Genomic DNA, 14,927 nt, shown 5'->3' with positions numbered 1-14,927 from the left:
GAAGGCCCCGGCCCCGTCCGGCCTTCCGTGACTTCCTGAGAGGGACCCGCATGACCACCGGCCTTCTGGACACCGGTTCCTACGACGTGCTGCGCGACCGGCTCACCGCACAGGCCCGCGAACTGGCCCGGCGTGCCGAGCGGCTCAACGCCCGCCGGATCGAGGAGTTCGGCGCCACCCGGCTCGAACTCACCGGAACCGGGCGGCTGCGCACCGAGCAGCCGTGCCTGCCCCGGGACGTCGTCGCCATCGGCGACCGGCTCCTGTTCGGCCGCAACGCCTCCCTCGCCCTGAAGGCGGAGCCCGCCGTCGCGGACGTGCTCGGGCTCTACGACCGCGATCTGGACCCGCTGCCCGAGGACGCCGTACCGGGACTGCTCGACGACCCCGCCTTCGGCCGTGAGTTCGCCGCCCTGCACCGCTACTACCGGCAGGCGAGGCTGCTCCAACTGCGCCGCGTCGAGGGCAGGTTGCTGGCCGTCTTCCAGACGGGGGAGAAGGCCGCCGACATCCGCGTCCTGCGCTGGGCGGTCGCCGACGACGACTCGGTGACCTTCCTCGACGCCCGTGGCGAGCGCGACCACGTCCTGCCGGACGCCCATGACGTCCAGTGGACCGAGGCGACCCGCGAGGACCACGTCCTCGGCCGCCACCCCCATGTCGCCGTCCAGGGCGAGGTCTACGTCGACACGCTCGGCGGCACCCTCACCGTCAAGGCCGACGACGACACCGACACCGGCGAGGGCGTCCACGCCGAACCCGTCGACGAGCCGCTCCAGTCCCTCGCGGACGCCGACATCGCGCACGCGCGCGTGGGCGCCCTGATCCTGCTGCGCGTCCGCCCCTACAAGGAGACCGCGGACCGCTACCTGGTCTTCAACACCCTCACCAAGACCGTCGTCCGCCTCGACGGCATCGGGCAGGCCTGCCGTCGGCTGCCCGAGGACCAGGGCATCGTCTTCCCCGGCGGCTACTGCCTGGACAGCGGCGCCCACAGGACGTACGACCTCGACACGGACGGCCTGGAGTTCGAGCGCGAGGTGCGCTCACCCAACGGCGAGGACGTGCTGTTCGCGTTCCACGCGCGCGGGGCGGGACGGAGCCTCCTGCTGCCGTACAACATGATCCGCAAGGAGGTCGCCGCCCCGCTGTCCTGCCACGGCTGGGCGCTGTTCGACGACGGCACGCTGATGGTGCTGCGCGCCGGGGGAGACGAGCCCGCGCGGGTGCACCCGCTCCAGCTGTGGCGCTCCCCGTACGTCTCCGACACGCACGCCGCCGCCACGCCCACCGGGAGCGGACCGCTCGCGCGGATCGGCAACGCCGACCTCGTGCGCGGCGTCTCCGACTGTCTGTCCCTGACCCGCGCCGCCGCGGACAGCGGCCCGACCACCGAGATGTACGAGGCGCTGATCGCCGCCTGCGCCCGCGCGGCCGACGCCCACCACTGGCTGGGCGACACCGAACTCGGTGACCTGCGCACCCCGTTGGCAGCGCTGCGGGACACCGCCGAGCAGGTGCTGGCCGAGTTCGAGACCGTCCAGGCCCTGACCCGGCAGGCCGCCGACGCCCTCGACGAGGCCGACGCACGCATCGCCGCCGTGGTGCGCCGACTGCGCGGTGAGGCGCCCCGCGAGGCCGCGGCCTGGGTGACCGGACTGACCGAACTGCGCCATGCCCTCGGCCACCTGCTGACCCGCAAGGAGATGCGGTACGCCGACACCGCCCGGATCGACGAGCTGGCCGGGGCCGCCGAGGCCGACCTCGCCGCCTTCGGCCGTCGCGCGGTGGCCTTCCTGACCCGCGAGGACGCCTTCGCCGCCCAGCACCAGGACATCGAACAGCTCGTCGCGGACGCCGAGGCGGTCACCACCGTCGCCGAGGCCGCGCCCCTCGCCGCCCGCCTGGACGGACTCGCCGACTCCCTGCGCACGGTGACCGAGGTCGTCGGCGGCCTCGACATCGGCGACACGACCGTCCGCACCACCGTCCTGGAGCGCGTCGCCGAGACCCTCGGCGGCGTCAACCGCGCCCGCGCCACCCTCGAGGCCCGCCGCCGCACCCTCGTCGACCAGGAGGGCCGCGCCGCCTTCGGAGCCGAGTTCGCGCTGCTCGGGCAGGCCGTCACCGGCGCGCTCCAGGCCGCAGACGGTCCCGAGGAGTGCGACGCCCAACTGGGGCGGCTGCTCGTCCAGATCGAGGACCTGGAGTCCCGCTTCGCGGAGTTCGACGACTTCCTCGCCGAACTCGCCGACCAGCGCGCCGAGGTGTACGAGGCGTTCTCCGCCCGCAAGCAGTCCCTCGCCGACGCCCGCGCCCGGCGCGCCGAACAGCTCGCCGCCTCCGCCGCGCGGATCCTCGAGACCGTCGCCCGCCGCGCCGCCACGCTCCCCGACGCGGACGCCGTCGCCGCCTACTTCTCCTCCGACCCGATGCCCGCCAAGGTCGGCCGCATCGCCGGGGACCTGCGCGCGGCTGGGGACCAGGTGCGGGCCGAGGAACTGGACGGCCGCCTCAAGGCCGCCCGGCAGGAGGCCGTCCGGGCCCTGCGCGACCGCACCGACCTCTACGGCGACGACGGCCGCACGCTCCGCCTCGGCCGCCACACCTTCGCCGTCAACACCCAGCCCGTCGACCTCACCCTGGTCCCGCACGGCGACGGTCTCGCCCTCGCCCTCACCGGCACCGACTACCGCGCCCCCGTCACCGAGGCGGCGTTCCCGGACCTCGCCGCCACCCGCCCCTTCTGGAACCGCCACCTGCCGTCGGAGTCCCCGGAGGTGTACCGCGCCGAGCACCTCGCCGCCCGCCTGCTCGCCGAGCACGGCCCCGACGCCCTGGCCCAGTGCGCCGACCTGCCCGCCCTGGTCGGCGACGCGGCGCGCACGGCGTACGACGAGGGCTACGAGCGCGGCGTCCACGACCGTGACGCCACCGCCATCCTCACCACCGTGCTCCGGCTGTACGACACCGCCGGGCCCCTGCGCCACGAGCCCGCCGCCCGCGCCGCCGCCCAGCTGTTCTGGGCACACGGCACCAGCGCCGAGGCCCGCGCCGACTGGCGGCGCCGCGCCGTCTCGCTCGCCCGCGCCCGCGACACCTTCGGCCCGACGCCCGCCCTCGACGCCCTCCGCTCCGAACTGGCCGCCGCGATCGGCGCCTGGGGCCCGGGCCCCGGCCTGCCCGAGCCCGCCGCCGACTACCTCTTCGACGAGCTGACCGGCGCCCCCGAGGGCTTCGTCCTCAGCGCCGCCACCCGCACCCTGCTCGACAAGTTCCGCCGCACGGTCGGCGCCCCGGCCTACGACGACGACCTCACCTCTCTCGACGACCTCGACGCCCGCCGCCAAGTGGTCGAGGCCTGGCTCACCGCCTACGCCACGGCCACCGGCACCGACCTCACCCCCGGCGACCTCGCCGAGGCCGTGGCCGCCGAACTCTGCCCGGACCTGCCCCGCCACACCCACGAAGCCCCCCTGACCGCGACCGTGACGAACCTGCTCGGCAGCCACCCACGGCTCACCGGCCGCACCCTGACCGTGCGCGTGGACGAGTTCCTCGCCCGCACCCGCGCCTTCCGCGAGCGGGACACCCCCGCCTTCCGCGCCTACCAGCGCCGCCGCAGTGAACTGGTCGCCGCCGAGCGCGCCCGGCTGCGGCTGGACGAGCTGCGCCCGCGCGTGATGTCGTCCTTCGTCCGCGGCCGTCTCGTCGACGAGGTGCACCTGCCGCTGATCGGCGACAACCTCGCCAAGCAACTCGGCACCACCGGAGCGGACAAGCGCACCGACACCGGCGGTCTGCTCCTGCTGCTCTCCCCGCCCGGCTACGGCAAGACGACGCTCATGGAGTACGTCGCCGACCGCCTCGGCCTGGTCCTGGTCAGGGTCAGCGGCCCCGCCCTGGGCCACACCGTCACCTCCCTGGACCCCGCCGAGGCCCCCAACGCCACCGCCCGCCAGGAGATCGAGAAGATCAACTTCGCGCTGGCGGCGGGCAACAACACCCTGCTGTACCTCGACGACATCCAGCACACCTCGCCCGAACTGCTCCAGAGGTTCATCCCGCTGTGCGACGCCACCCGCCGGATCGAGGGCGTGTGGGAGGGCTTGCCGCGCACCTTCGACCTGCGCGGCAAGCGGTTCGCCGTCTGCATGGCGGGCAACCCCTACACCGAGTCCGGGAGCCGCTTCCGGGTGCCGGACATGCTCGCGAACCGCGCGGACGTGTGGAACCTGGGCGAGGTGCTGACCGGCAAGGCGGATTCCTTCCCCATCAGCTTCATCGAGAACGCCCTGACCGCGAACCCGGTGCTGGCGCCCCTCGCCGGACGCGACCGCGCCGACCTGGACCTGCTGATCCGGCTGGCCGAGGGCGACCCGGCGGCCCGCGCCGACCGGCTCACGCACGCCTACGCGCCCGCCGAGCTGGAGCAGATCCTCGCCGTACTGCGCCATCTGCTCACCGCCCGCGAGACGGTCCTCGCCGTCAACGCCGCGTACATCGCCTCCGCCGCGCAGTCCGACGAGGCGCGCACCGAGCCGCCGTTCCGGCTCCAGGGCTCCTACCGCAACATGAACAAGATCGCCCAGCGCGTCCAGCCGGTGCTGAACGACGCCGAGCTGGCCGCCGTGGTCGACGACCACTACGCGGCCGAGGCCCGGACCCTCACCTCCGGCGCCGAGGCCAACCTGCTCAAACTGGCCGAGCTGCGCGGCACCCTCACCCCGGCGCGGGCCGAGCGGTGGGCGGAGCTGAAGGCCGCGCACGTACGCGCCCGGGTCCTCGGCGGTCCCGACGACGAGCCGCTCACCCAGGCGATCGCCGCCCTGGGGCTGCTCGCCGACCGGATCGCCGCGGTCGAGTCCGCGATCACGCGCTCCGGCGACCCGCGCCACGCCCCGCGACGGCTGGACCGGTGACGGTCGTGCGGCCGACCCAGCGGCGCGGGGCCGTATCCACGGTAGAAAGGACCCATGCCGGAGCACGAGCACCCCACCGGGGACCTGGACGACGTGGACGCGGTGACGCGCGCGGTGCTGAACGCGTCCCGGCTCCTGGTCGCCGTCTCCGCGCGCTCCCTCGCGGCGGTGGAGGAGAGGGTCACCCTGCCGCAGTTCCGGATGCTGGTGGTGCTGTCCAGCCGTGGGGCCACCAAGCTGGTCGTGCTCGCCGAACTGCTCGGGGTGGCGCCGTCCACGGCGATGCGCATGGTGGACCGGCTGATCGCGGCCGGGCTCGCGGACCGGCAGGTCAACCCGGACAACCGCCGCGAGACGCTGCTACGGCTCACGGCCGAGGGACGCCGTACCGTCGAGGACGTCACCGCCCGGCGCCGCGCGGAGATCGCCCGGATCGTCGAGCGGCTCGCCCCGCGCCAGCGCGCCACCCTCGTCGAGGCGCTGTCCGCCTTCACCGCGGCCGGTGGTGAGCCGCCCGCACCCGCGCCCCCGCACCCGCTGGGCTGGACGGACGGCGTCCTCGGGCACGGCCTCTGAAGCCGCTGCCCGGCACGTTCGCGCGCGCGGGTTTTGCATCATGCAAGGATGGCGGGGGAGCGGCACGGCCGTCACTGCCGGAATTCGGCAAAGGAACCCGAAGACCGAGGAACGCCGGAGGTGGGAGATGCGCATACGGCGCCCCCGTCGGCCACCGCTCCCGGCGGAACCGCATCTCGCGGCCCATGTCACCGCCTCGGTGTGGGGCCCCGCCGAGTTCATCGGCCTGCCTCCCCGGCGGCTGGCCGTGAAGGGCCTGGCCACCGGGGTGCTCGGCGCGGTGCTGGTCGTCGGCGCCGGGATCGCCGGGGCCTGGACGGGGGCGCCGCTGTTCGGCAGTGGTGAGGCGGGACTGCTGGCCGTCGCCGTACTCACCGCGTATCTCGCCACGCTCCGGGCCGGACGGGCGCTGGTCGGCGTGGCCGCCGTGCTCGGTCTCTGCCTCGTGGCCCAGACCCCGCAGGTCGCCGCCGGTGTGGTGCTCGCGGAACGCGGCCAGGTGCGCTCCGCCGTCGTGGTCTCGGTCGAACACGGCGACCAGACCGGCGCCGGGGACGACCGCTACCTGTGCTCGGTCACCGACCGCCACGGCGAACCCCTCGGCGTCCGCATCTGGCGCGGCTGCGGCCCGTCCACCCGCCCCGGAGACGCGCTCGCGGTGGTCTACGACCCCGAGGGCCGCGTGCCGCCCCGGGGCCTGACCGGCGACGTCGCCGAGTGGGGTCCGGTGCGGGGGCTCGCCGCGACGGCCGGGGGGCTGGTGGCGGTGAGCGCGGTGGCGGTGGTGCGGGCGTTCCGGTTGCGGGCGGTGGGGCGGGGGTGAGGCGGGGCCCGCGGATCAGGCCAGCGCGAAGTACCTCAGCCACACATAGCCGAGCGCCAGCAGCACCGTCACCGCGGTGACGATCAGGCCGTACTTGGTGAACTGCCAGAAGGAGATCGGCTGGCGGTTGCGCTCGGCGATGCCGAGGACGACGACGTTGGCGCTGGCGCCGATCGCGGTGGCGTTGCCGCCGAGGTCCGCGCCGATGGCGAGCGCCCACCACATCACGTGGTCGCTGCCGCCGCCCATGTTCTCCACCAGGTCGGAGGTGATGGGCGCCATGGTGGCGACGTAGGGGATGTTGTCGACGATGCCGGACAGTACGGCGGAGCCGCCCAGGAGGATCATGGAGCCGCCGAGTTCGTTGTCGCCGATGGCGTCCGCGAGGGCGGTGGAGACCTCACCGATCACGCCGGTCTCGATCAGGGCGCCGATCATGATGAACAGCCCGGCGAAGAAGGCCAGCGTGGGCCACTCCACCTCCCCCAGGACGTCACCGGTGCGCACCTTGGAGATCGCGACGAGGAGCCCCGCGCCGAGCAGGGCGACGACGCTGGGCTCGTAGTGCAGTACGGGGTGCAGGACGAACCCGGCGACGACGAGGGCCAGGACGACCAGGCCCTGGATCAGCAGCCGCGGGTCGTGGATGGCCTCGCGCTCCTCCAGCTCCATGATCTCGGCGGCGCGCTCCTCGTCGTAGCGGAAGGACTTGCGGAACATCACCCGGCACAGTCCGAGCAGGACGACCACCAGCACGGCCACCAGGGGCGCGAGATGGACCAGGAAGTCGTTGAAGGTCAGGCCCGCGCGGCTGGCGATGATGATGTTGGGCGGGTCGCCGACCAGGGTGGCGGTGCCGCCGATGTTCGAGGCGAGGACCTCGGCGATCAGGAAGGGGACCGCGGGCAGCGCGAGCCGCTCGCAGACCAGCAGCGTCACCGGGGCGATCAGCAGCACGGTGGTGACGTTGTCGAGCAGCGCGGAGGCCACCGCGGTGATCACGACGAGCATGGCCATGACCCGGAAGGGCTTGGCCTTGGCGCGTTTCACCGACCAGATCGCCAGGTACTCGAACATGCCGGTCTTCTTCAGCACGCCGACGATCATCATCATGCCCAGGAGCAGGAAGATGACGTTCCAGTCGATGCCCGAGTGCTCGGAGTAGAAGGCGGACTCGTCGTCGGTCGCCCCGATCGCGAGCATCAGGCCCGCGCCGCCGAGCGCCACGGCGACACGGTGGATCTTCTCGCTGATGATCAGGGCGTACGCGCCTACGAAGACGACGATCGCCGCCCAGCTGTGCCAGTCGTTCACGGTCCTCCGAAGAATTGTTTCTGCTGTGGTGGCGGCACCATGGCGAAGCCGGGCGGAACCTTACCTCGTCCTGATATCAGCTCTCACCTGCGGCGCTGAGCAACCGCTCCAGCAGATGTGAGGCGGTGATCACACCGAGCAGGTGGGTGCCGTCCTTCGCCTTGTCCACCACCGCGACCAGCGGACTGCGGACCTCCGCCATCAGCGCGGCGACCTCCAGCGCGGTGTCGTCCGGCGCCGCGACGGGCGGGGCCGGGGTGGTCCTCGACAGGCAGTCGCGCACCTTGAGCCCGGCCAGGGCCTGGCACAGCCGGTCGGCATGGCGCTCGTCGACCACCGAGGCCAGCGTCGGGTCCTCGATGACGTACCCGGGCACCAGCACCTTGATCATCTGGGAGGCGGGGAGGATCGCCGCCGGACTGCCGTTGTCGTCCACCACCAGCAGCCCCGGCAGCCGGTGCTCGGCCAGCAGCCGCGCGGCGTCGATGGCGTCGCTGTTGACGCCCACCGTCTCGTACTCAACCGCCATGTCACGTGCGCGCATGGTTCGGCCCCACTCTCGTTCTCGTCATCTTCGCGACCGGAAGCGTCGTGCGCTCACGGTATGCCGACCGGCCGCCGCAGGGCGATCGAGGGTGCCGCCCGGCGTCCTGACCCGCCGGACCGACGTGGCCCGCACCGGCTCAGCTCAGCTCGGCGAACGCCTCCACCGCCTGGGTCTTGCCGGTGACGATGATCACGTCACCGCGCTGGACGACCGTCTCGGCCGTGGCGTAGGTGAAGTCCTCGCCGGAGCGCTTGATGCCCACCACCGTCACGCCGAACCTGCTGCGGACCTGGCTCTGGCCGAGCGGTACGCCGGTGGCGACCTCCGGGGCGACGGTCTTGACCAGGGCGTAGTCGTCGTCGAACTGGATGAAGTCCAGCATCCGCCCGGTGACCAGGTGGGCGACGCGTTCGCCCATCTCGTGCTCGGGCAGCACCACATGGTGGACCCCGAGGCGTTCGAGGATCTGGCCGTGCTGGCGGCTGATGGCCTTGGCCCAGATGTTGGGCACATCGGCCTCCAGCAGATTGGTGCTGACCAGGATGCTCGCCTCGATGTCGGTGCCGATGGCGACGACGGCGCTGGTGAACTCGTTGACGCCGAGCTGGCGCAGGGCCTCGGAGTCGGTGCAGTCGGCGACCGCCGCGTGGGTGAGGTCGTCGCTGTACTTCTGCACCAGCCGCTGGTCGGTGTCGATGCCGAGGACGTCCCAGCCGCGTCGCATCAGCTCACTGGCGAGGGACGACCCGAACCGGCCCAGGCCGATCACGGCGACGCGCTGGTCACCACCGCCGCGGGCGGCGTCGGAGCGGCGCTTGCGGCGCCGCTGGCGCAGGGAGTGCAGGTAGTTAGCCAATGATGGGTCGCTCCTCGGGCAGTTCGTAGCGGCGGGTCCGCTCGCGCAGGGCGAGCGCCGAGACCAGGGTGATCGGACCGAGACGGCCGACGAACATCAGGACGATCAGCAGCAGTTCCCCGGCGACCGGCAGATCGGCGGTGATCCCGGCGGACAGGCCCACCGTGCCGAACGCGGAGACGACCTCGAACAGCACGGTCTCCAACTCATGGTCGGTGATGGCCAGCAGGGTGAGGGTGGAGCCCATGACCAGGCCGATGCCGAGCAGGGCGACGGTCAGCGACTGCCGCAGCACATGCGGGGCGAGCCGACGGCCCAGCACCGCGGAGGTGGGCTCGCCGCGCACCTCGGCGAGCATCGCGGCCGCCAGCACCGCGAACGTCGTCACCTTGATGCCGCCCGCGGTACCGGCGCTGCCGCCGCCGATGAACATCAGCACACAGGTCATCAGCAGCGTCGAGGCGTGCAGCGCGCCGATGTCGACGGCGTTGAAACCGGCGGTGCGGGACATCGCGGAGTGGAAGAACCCGTCGAGGACCTTCCCCGCGACCGAGTGCCCGCCGAGGGTGCCCGGGTTGGACCACTCCAGCAGACAGGTCAGCACGGTCCCGGTCACCAGCAGGAACGCGGTGGTGATCAGCGTCAGCCTGGTGTGCAGGGACCAACTCCGGCGTCCGGTGCGGCGTTTGCGGCCGCGGTGCCGCAGCATCTCCAGGAGGACGGGGAAGCCGATGCCGCCCAGGATCACCGCGACGGCGATCGGGAGGGTGACCCAGCCGTCCTGCGAGTACCGGGTGAGGCTGTCGGCGTGCAGCCCGAACCCGGCGTTGTTGAAGGCGGACACCGCGTGGAAGTAGCCGTAGTACGCGGCGTCGCCGACGCTCTCGCCGTACCCGTAGCGGAACCGCAGCGCGAGGACGGCGCCGACCGCGAGTTCGACCGCCAGAGTGGTCCCCGCGACACCGATCAGCACCCGGCGTACGTCCCCGATGTCCAGGCTCTTGGTCTCCGCCTGCGCGGTCAACTGCATGCGCAGCCGCAGCCGCCCCGAGATGAGCAGCGCCAGCAGGGACGCCATCGTCATGATGCCGAAGCCGCCGACCTGGATCATGGCGAGGATGACTCCCTCGCCGAAGCCGCTCCAGTAGGTGCCGGTGTCCACGGTCACCAGACCGGTGACGCACACGGCGGAGGTCGCGGTGAACAACGCGGTCACGAACCCGGCGGCGGCGCGCTGCTCGGTGGCGAACGGCAGGGACAGCAGCGCCGACCCGGCGAGCACCACGAAGGCGAACCCCACCACGACCGCCCGGGCGGGATGCGTGGCCAGCAGCGCCGAGCGCGCTCGAGCCCGCGTCGTCGGTCCCGCCATCACTGCCTTCCCAAGCCGTCCGGTCCGCCGTGCTCCCCGGCTCGGCGAGGGATCCGTCAAGATCCCGGCCGCACACCTTACCTGCAAGTACGTCCCATTGAGGCGCCCACGACACCCGATCCGTCAAGGAGGCGTCAAAGGCCGGTCGAGGGGCGTATGGAACGTGTCAAGGGCTGCCCGGGGGGCGTGGGGCGGGCGTCGGGGAGCCCGCGTCAGAGCGCCCGGCTCGGCCAGTCGAGCAGCCGGGCGCCGATCACCGCGGTCTGCAGCATGTAGCGGTGCGCGGGGTCGGCCGGATTGGCGCCGGTGAGCTTGTGGATGCGCTCCAGGCGGTACGTCAGCGCGCGCACGCTCAGCGACAGGCGGCGGGCGGCCTCGGCGGCGACGCAGCCGGAGTCGAAGTAGGCGGTGAGGGTGTCGAGCAGCGGGCCCGCGCCGCCGCGCGCCGCGCCGAGCGGGCCCAGCGCCTCCCGCACCAGGTCGGCCATCGCCTGCCGGTCCCGGGTGAGCACCGGGTAGACGAGCAGGTCGGCGGCGCGCAGCACCGGGTCGTCGAGACCGAGGCGCCCGGCCAGATCGAGGGTGTTCAGTGCCTCCTCGTACGACTGCACGACCCCGCCGGGACCGGGCTGCGGGCGGCCGATCGCGACCCGGCCGCCGTCGGTGGCGGCATAGGCCTGCTTGGCGAAGGCGGTGAGCACCTGCTCCTGGTCGCCGGGAGCGATGCAGAGCATCCGGCCGTCCTTGGTGGTGAGCAGGATGCTGCGGTCGCCGAAGCGGCCGATCAGCGCCTGCTCCACCTGGCGCAGGACCGGGTCGCCCTCGTCGTACGCCGCCGGGCCCTCGGCGACGGCCACGGCGTGGGCGTGGGACAGCCGCAGCCCGAAGCGTTCGGCACGCTCGGCGAGCCTGCCCAGGTCGCTGCGGCCGTAGAGGAGGTCGTCGATGAACTCACGGCGCGCCGCCTCCTCCTGACGCACGGCCAGCCGCTGGGCCCGCTCGTAGCCCTCGGCGAAGGCGTCCACGGCCTGCTGCATGGCCGCGAGGACGCTGTCGGCGGTGTTGGGGGTGCCCGGCCAGGCGGCACGGGTGGCCGCTAGATGCGCGCCGACCAGCGCCCGCAGCCCGAACCCCGCCTCGGCCGCCCGCTCACCGAGCGCCCTGCGGGACTGGATCTCGTCCCGGGTCAACCGGCGGCCGGTCGCGGAGACTTCGCTCAGGATGTCCGCGTAGCCGTGCAGGTATTCCCCGGGTACGCCCTGTTCCGACACGCCTGCCCCCGTCAAGTGAATGTGCCGCCGACGCCGCCGTACCGGCCACCGGCATGCTGACCTTAATGAAGGCTGCCGGGAACCGGCAATGTGCGGCGGGTGCGGCTGGGGTGCCCGGCTCGCCCGAGGCGCCTACGCGGGCTTCTCCCACACCGACACATGCTGGCGGCTGTCGCTGGTGAACGGCTCGCGGGTCCAGCCGTCCCAGCGTTCGCGCGGCCGGAGTCCGGCGAGTTCGGCCATCAGGTCCAGTTCGGCGGGCCACACATAGCGGAAGGGGATCGACAGGGAGGAGCCGCGGTCGCCCTCCACCCTGATGTGGTGGGAGGTCATGGACTGGGTGGCGATGTCGTACTCGTCGAAGCCGCAGCGGCTCTCGCTGACGTGGAACGGGACGACGGTCTGCCCGGGCGGCAGTCGCCGCAGGTCGGGGACGCCGACCTCGATCACGAAGGTGCCGCCGGGTGCGAGATGGGCGGCGGCGTTGCGGAAGCAGGCGACCTGGGCCGCCTGGGACGTCAGGTTGTTGATCGTGTTGAAGACCAGGTAGGCGACGGAGAACGTGCCCGCCCCCTGAGCCCTGGCCGTCGCGAAGTCGCCGAACGTCACCCCGATCGCGTCACCGCCCGGCTTGGCCCGCAGCCGCGCCACCATCGCCCGGGACATGTCGATGCCGTGCACCGTGACGCCCCGCCCGGCCAGCGGCAGCGCGATCCGCCCGGTGCCGATGCCCAGCTCCAGGGCGGGGCCGTCACCGGCCAGCTCCGTCAGGAAGTCGACCGCCGGGTCGATGGCCTCGGAGGTGAACATGTCCGACGTCGAGGCGTCGTACGTCGCCGCGACGCTCTCGCCGAAGTACCCGTCCGGGTCGGTCGGTTGGTCTTGCTGCTCGGTCGTCACAGGCCGACGGTACTGCGGTGGCCGCGCGTCCCGCCCCCGGTTTTCGCGGGGCGGCGGTCAGGCGGGGCGCGGGGCGTAATGCCCCAGGAACATGTCCACGCCACCGACGAGGAGCCGCTCGGTCAGGCCGTCGTCGACCCGGGCGCCGTAGGAGCTGAACACCATGTGCGGGAAGACCAGCAGCGAGTACAGCTGGACGATCGCCGCCTCCAGGTCGGGGATGTCCAGCCGCCCACGGTCGGCGAGGGCGCGCAGGGCCTTGGCCACGGCGGGGTGATGGCCCTCGGGCCCGTGGTGCCGCCAGGCGCGGGCGATCTCCGGGAAGCGGTGGCCCTCGGCGGCGACCAGGGCGTGCAGCGCGGCCACGTCCTCGTCGGTGCGCACGGCGTCCACCCAGGTGCGGGCGGCCTCGACGAAGGCGGCGCGCAGGTCCTCGGCGTCGGCGAGCTTCTCCAGTGCGGCCGACGACTCCCCGGCGAGGGGCTCGTCCAGGGCGCCCGCGATGACCGCCGAGAACAGGGCCTCCTTGCTGCCGAAGTGGTTGTAGACGGTCACCTTGGACACGCCCGCCGCCGCGGCGATGGCGTCCATGCCGACACCGAACCCCTCCCGCAGGAACTGCTCCCGGGCGGCCCGGACGATGGCCCGCCGTTTCCGCTCGGCGCGGGGGCCGCTGGGCGGGGGTTTGGGGCTGTCCACGCTCATGCCCCGAGGCTAGCAGCCGACTGAACTGTACCGTTGAGTTCAACTGAACTGTGCCGTACAGTTCAGATGGAGATCCCGTTGCGGGTTGCTCCCGTCCCGTCCTGATCCCGTCGCAAGGACCCCGCCATGACCCACCCCCTTTCCCCCGCCCACTCCCACCACCCGCCAGGGCACGCACCACCCCCGCCCCCCGACCCCCGCCGCTGGGCCGCCCTCGCGCTGATCTGCGTCGCCCAGTTCATGCTGATCCTCGACGTCACCGTCATCAACGTCGCGCTGCCCGACATGGCCGCCGACCTGGACCTCGGCCGGACCACGCTGACCTGGGCCGTCACCGCGTACACGCTCTGCTTCGGCGGGCTGATGCTGCTCGGCGGACGGCTCGCCGACGCCCTCGGCGCGCGCCGCACCCTGCTCGCCGGGCTCGCGGTGTTCACCGCGGCCTCCCTGGTGACCGGCCTCGCCCAGGGCGCACCCGTGCTGCTCGGCGGGCGCATCGCCCAGGGCGTCGGCGCCGCCCTGCTCTCACCCGCCGCGCTCGCCCTGGTCACCACCGCCTTCCACGGCGCCGAACGCACCAAGGCGCTCGGCGTCTGGGCCGCCCTCGGCGGCAGCGGCGCGGCGGCCGGGGTGCTGCTCGGCGGCGTACTGACCGAGGGCCCCGGCTGGCGATGGGTCTTCTACCTCAACGTGCCGGTCGGCCTCGCCCTGCTGGCCACGCTCCCCGCCCTGGTCCCGGCCCGCCCACCGCGCCCCGCCCGCCTCGACGTGCCCGGCGCCCTGCTGGTCACCTCGGGCACGGCCGCGCTGATCTACGGCCTGGTCGAGGCCGGTGACTCCGGCTGGAGCGGCCCCGGCACCCTCCTGCCGCTCGCCGCCGCCGTCGCGCTGTACGCGGGCTTCGCCGCCGTGGAACGCGCGAGCCGGGCCCCGCTGATGGACCTGCGGATGCTCACCCGGCGGCCGGTGCAGGCGGGCGCGTTCCTGATGCTGGTGGCCACCGCGCTGCTCATCGCCTTCTTCTTCCTCGGCTCGGTCTACCTCCAGCACGCCCGCGGCTTCGGCCCGCTGGAGACCGGCCTGGTCTTCCTGCCCGTGGCCGTCGCCACCGGCCTCGGCGCCCACCTCGGCTCCCGGCTCGTCGGCAGGCTCGGCAGCCGCCCCACCGCCGTGGCGGGCCTGCTGATCGCCGCCGCGGGCTGCGCCCCGCTCACCCGGCTCTCCGACACCGGCAGTGTGTACGCCGTCCTGCTGCCCGGCTTCGCCGTCGCCTCCCTCGGCATCGGCGCGGTCTTCGTCACCGCCACCACCACCGCGCTGGCCATGGTGGGCCACGAGGAGGCGGGCCTCGCCTCCGGGGTCGTCAACACCTTCCACGAGGTGGGCGGTTCCATCGGCGTGGCCGTCGTCTCCACGGTCGCCGCCACCGGCATCGAGGGCGGCGCGGTCGGCGGCTTCACCGACGCCTTCACCCTCTGCGCGGCGACGGCGGCGGTCGGCGCGGTCCTCGCCCTGGCCGTCGTACCCCAGGGGAAGCCGCAGCCGACCGGGGGACCGCACGCGCACTGACGGGTGACGCCGGGCGCCGGTGGGCGGGTGACGCCGGGCGCCGGTGGGCGGGTGACACCGGGCGCCGGTGGG

At 73.4% G+C, this 14,927-nt stretch carries 11 protein-coding genes; 4 read left to right on the top strand and 7 right to left on the bottom strand.

The window, feature by feature from the left end; all coding sequences use genetic code 11:
- Positions 1-50: 50 nt before the first annotated feature.
- The 3 genes from ACFVQG_RS01380 to ACFVQG_RS01370 all read left to right on the top strand — a co-directional run bounded on the left by ACFVQG_RS01380 (position 51) and on the right by ACFVQG_RS01370 (position 6,321).
- A complete protein-coding gene (locus ACFVQG_RS01380; protein WP_383375479.1) occupies positions 51-4,922 on the top strand; it encodes a DNA repair ATPase in 4,872 nt (1,623 codons plus the stop codon).
- A gap of 54 nt (positions 4,923-4,976) precedes the next feature.
- A complete protein-coding gene (locus tag ACFVQG_RS01375; RefSeq protein WP_383375477.1) occupies positions 4,977-5,498 on the top strand; it encodes a MarR family winged helix-turn-helix transcriptional regulator in 522 nt (173 codons plus the stop codon).
- A 127-nt stretch (positions 5,499-5,625) separates the two neighbouring features.
- On the top strand, positions 5,626-6,321 hold the full coding sequence (locus ACFVQG_RS01370; RefSeq protein ID WP_383375475.1) for a hypothetical protein: 696 nt from the start codon (positions 5,626-5,628) through the stop codon (positions 6,319-6,321).
- A 15-nt stretch (positions 6,322-6,336) separates the two neighbouring features.
- On the opposite strand, the gene ACFVQG_RS01365 is transcribed toward ACFVQG_RS01370, so the two are convergent.
- From ACFVQG_RS01365 to ACFVQG_RS01335, 7 genes are all read right to left on the bottom strand, one after another.
- Positions 6,337-7,635 carry an SLC13 family permease gene (locus tag ACFVQG_RS01365; protein ID WP_383375473.1) on the bottom strand — a complete coding sequence of 433 codons (1,299 nt, stop codon included), beginning with the start codon at positions 7,633-7,635 and terminating at the stop codon, positions 6,337-6,339.
- Positions 7,636-7,711: 76 nt separating this feature from the next.
- Positions 7,712-8,179, bottom strand: coding sequence for a CBS domain-containing protein (locus ACFVQG_RS01360; protein WP_383375471.1), 468 nt, complete (start codon positions 8,177-8,179; stop codon positions 7,712-7,714).
- Positions 8,180-8,318: 139 nt separating this feature from the next.
- The gene (locus tag ACFVQG_RS01355) at positions 8,319-9,038 is read right to left on the bottom strand and encodes a potassium channel family protein (protein WP_383375469.1); all 720 of its coding nucleotides are present in this window, start codon (positions 9,036-9,038) and stop codon (positions 8,319-8,321) included.
- Positions 9,031-10,410 carry a TrkH family potassium uptake protein gene (locus tag ACFVQG_RS01350; RefSeq protein ID WP_383375467.1) on the bottom strand — a complete coding sequence of 460 codons (1,380 nt, stop codon included), beginning with the start codon at positions 10,408-10,410 and terminating at the stop codon, positions 9,031-9,033. The genes ACFVQG_RS01355 and ACFVQG_RS01350 overlap by 8 nt, the downstream gene beginning before the upstream one ends.
- Before the next feature lie 212 nt (positions 10,411-10,622).
- Complete coding sequence (locus ACFVQG_RS01345) at positions 10,623-11,681, bottom strand: PucR family transcriptional regulator (RefSeq protein ID WP_383375465.1); 1,059 nt, start codon at positions 11,679-11,681, stop codon at positions 10,623-10,625.
- A gap of 132 nt (positions 11,682-11,813) precedes the next feature.
- Complete coding sequence (locus tag ACFVQG_RS01340; RefSeq protein ID WP_383375463.1) at positions 11,814-12,581, bottom strand: class I SAM-dependent DNA methyltransferase; 768 nt, start codon at positions 12,579-12,581, stop codon at positions 11,814-11,816.
- 57 nt (positions 12,582-12,638) lie between these two features.
- Complete coding sequence (locus tag ACFVQG_RS01335; protein ID WP_383375461.1) at positions 12,639-13,286, bottom strand: TetR/AcrR family transcriptional regulator; 648 nt, start codon at positions 13,284-13,286, stop codon at positions 12,639-12,641.
- A gap of 126 nt (positions 13,287-13,412) precedes the next feature.
- Between ACFVQG_RS01335 and ACFVQG_RS01330 the strand changes: the two genes are divergently transcribed.
- A complete protein-coding gene (locus ACFVQG_RS01330; protein WP_383375459.1) occupies positions 13,413-14,855 on the top strand; it encodes an MFS transporter in 1,443 nt (480 codons plus the stop codon).
- The last annotated feature ends 72 nt before the right edge of the window (positions 14,856-14,927 follow it).

The sequence above is a fragment of the Streptomyces sp. NPDC057877 genome (assembly GCF_042796855.1).
Classification (GTDB): Bacteria; Actinomycetota; Actinomycetes; order Streptomycetales; family Streptomycetaceae; genus Streptomyces.
Note: the sequence above shows the minus strand (reverse complement) of the source record. Positions and strands in the feature narration are given on the sequence as shown.

What these genes read in the sequence shown, in the direction of transcription:
- ACFVQG_RS01380 (WP_383375479.1), top strand. Translation starts at nt 51, where the DNA reads ATGACCACCGGCCTTCTGGACACCGGTTCCTACGACGTGCTGCGCGAC.
- ACFVQG_RS01375 (WP_383375477.1), top strand. Translation starts at nt 4,977, where the DNA reads ATGCCGGAGCACGAGCACCCCACCGGGGACCTGGACGACGTGGACGCG.
- ACFVQG_RS01370 (WP_383375475.1), top strand. Translation starts at nt 5,626, where the DNA reads ATGCGCATACGGCGCCCCCGTCGGCCACCGCTCCCGGCGGAACCGCAT.
- ACFVQG_RS01360 (WP_383375471.1), bottom strand. Translation starts at nt 8,179, where the DNA reads ATGCGCGCACGTGACATGGCGGTTGAGTACGAGACGGTGGGCGTCAAC.
- ACFVQG_RS01350 (WP_383375467.1), bottom strand. Translation starts at nt 10,410, where the DNA reads ATGGCGGGACCGACGACGCGGGCTCGAGCGCGCTCGGCGCTGCTGGCC.
- ACFVQG_RS01335 (WP_383375461.1), bottom strand. Translation starts at nt 13,286, where the DNA reads ATGAGCGTGGACAGCCCCAAACCCCCGCCCAGCGGCCCCCGCGCCGAG.
- ACFVQG_RS01330 (WP_383375459.1), top strand. Translation starts at nt 13,413, where the DNA reads ATGACCCACCCCCTTTCCCCCGCCCACTCCCACCACCCGCCAGGGCAC.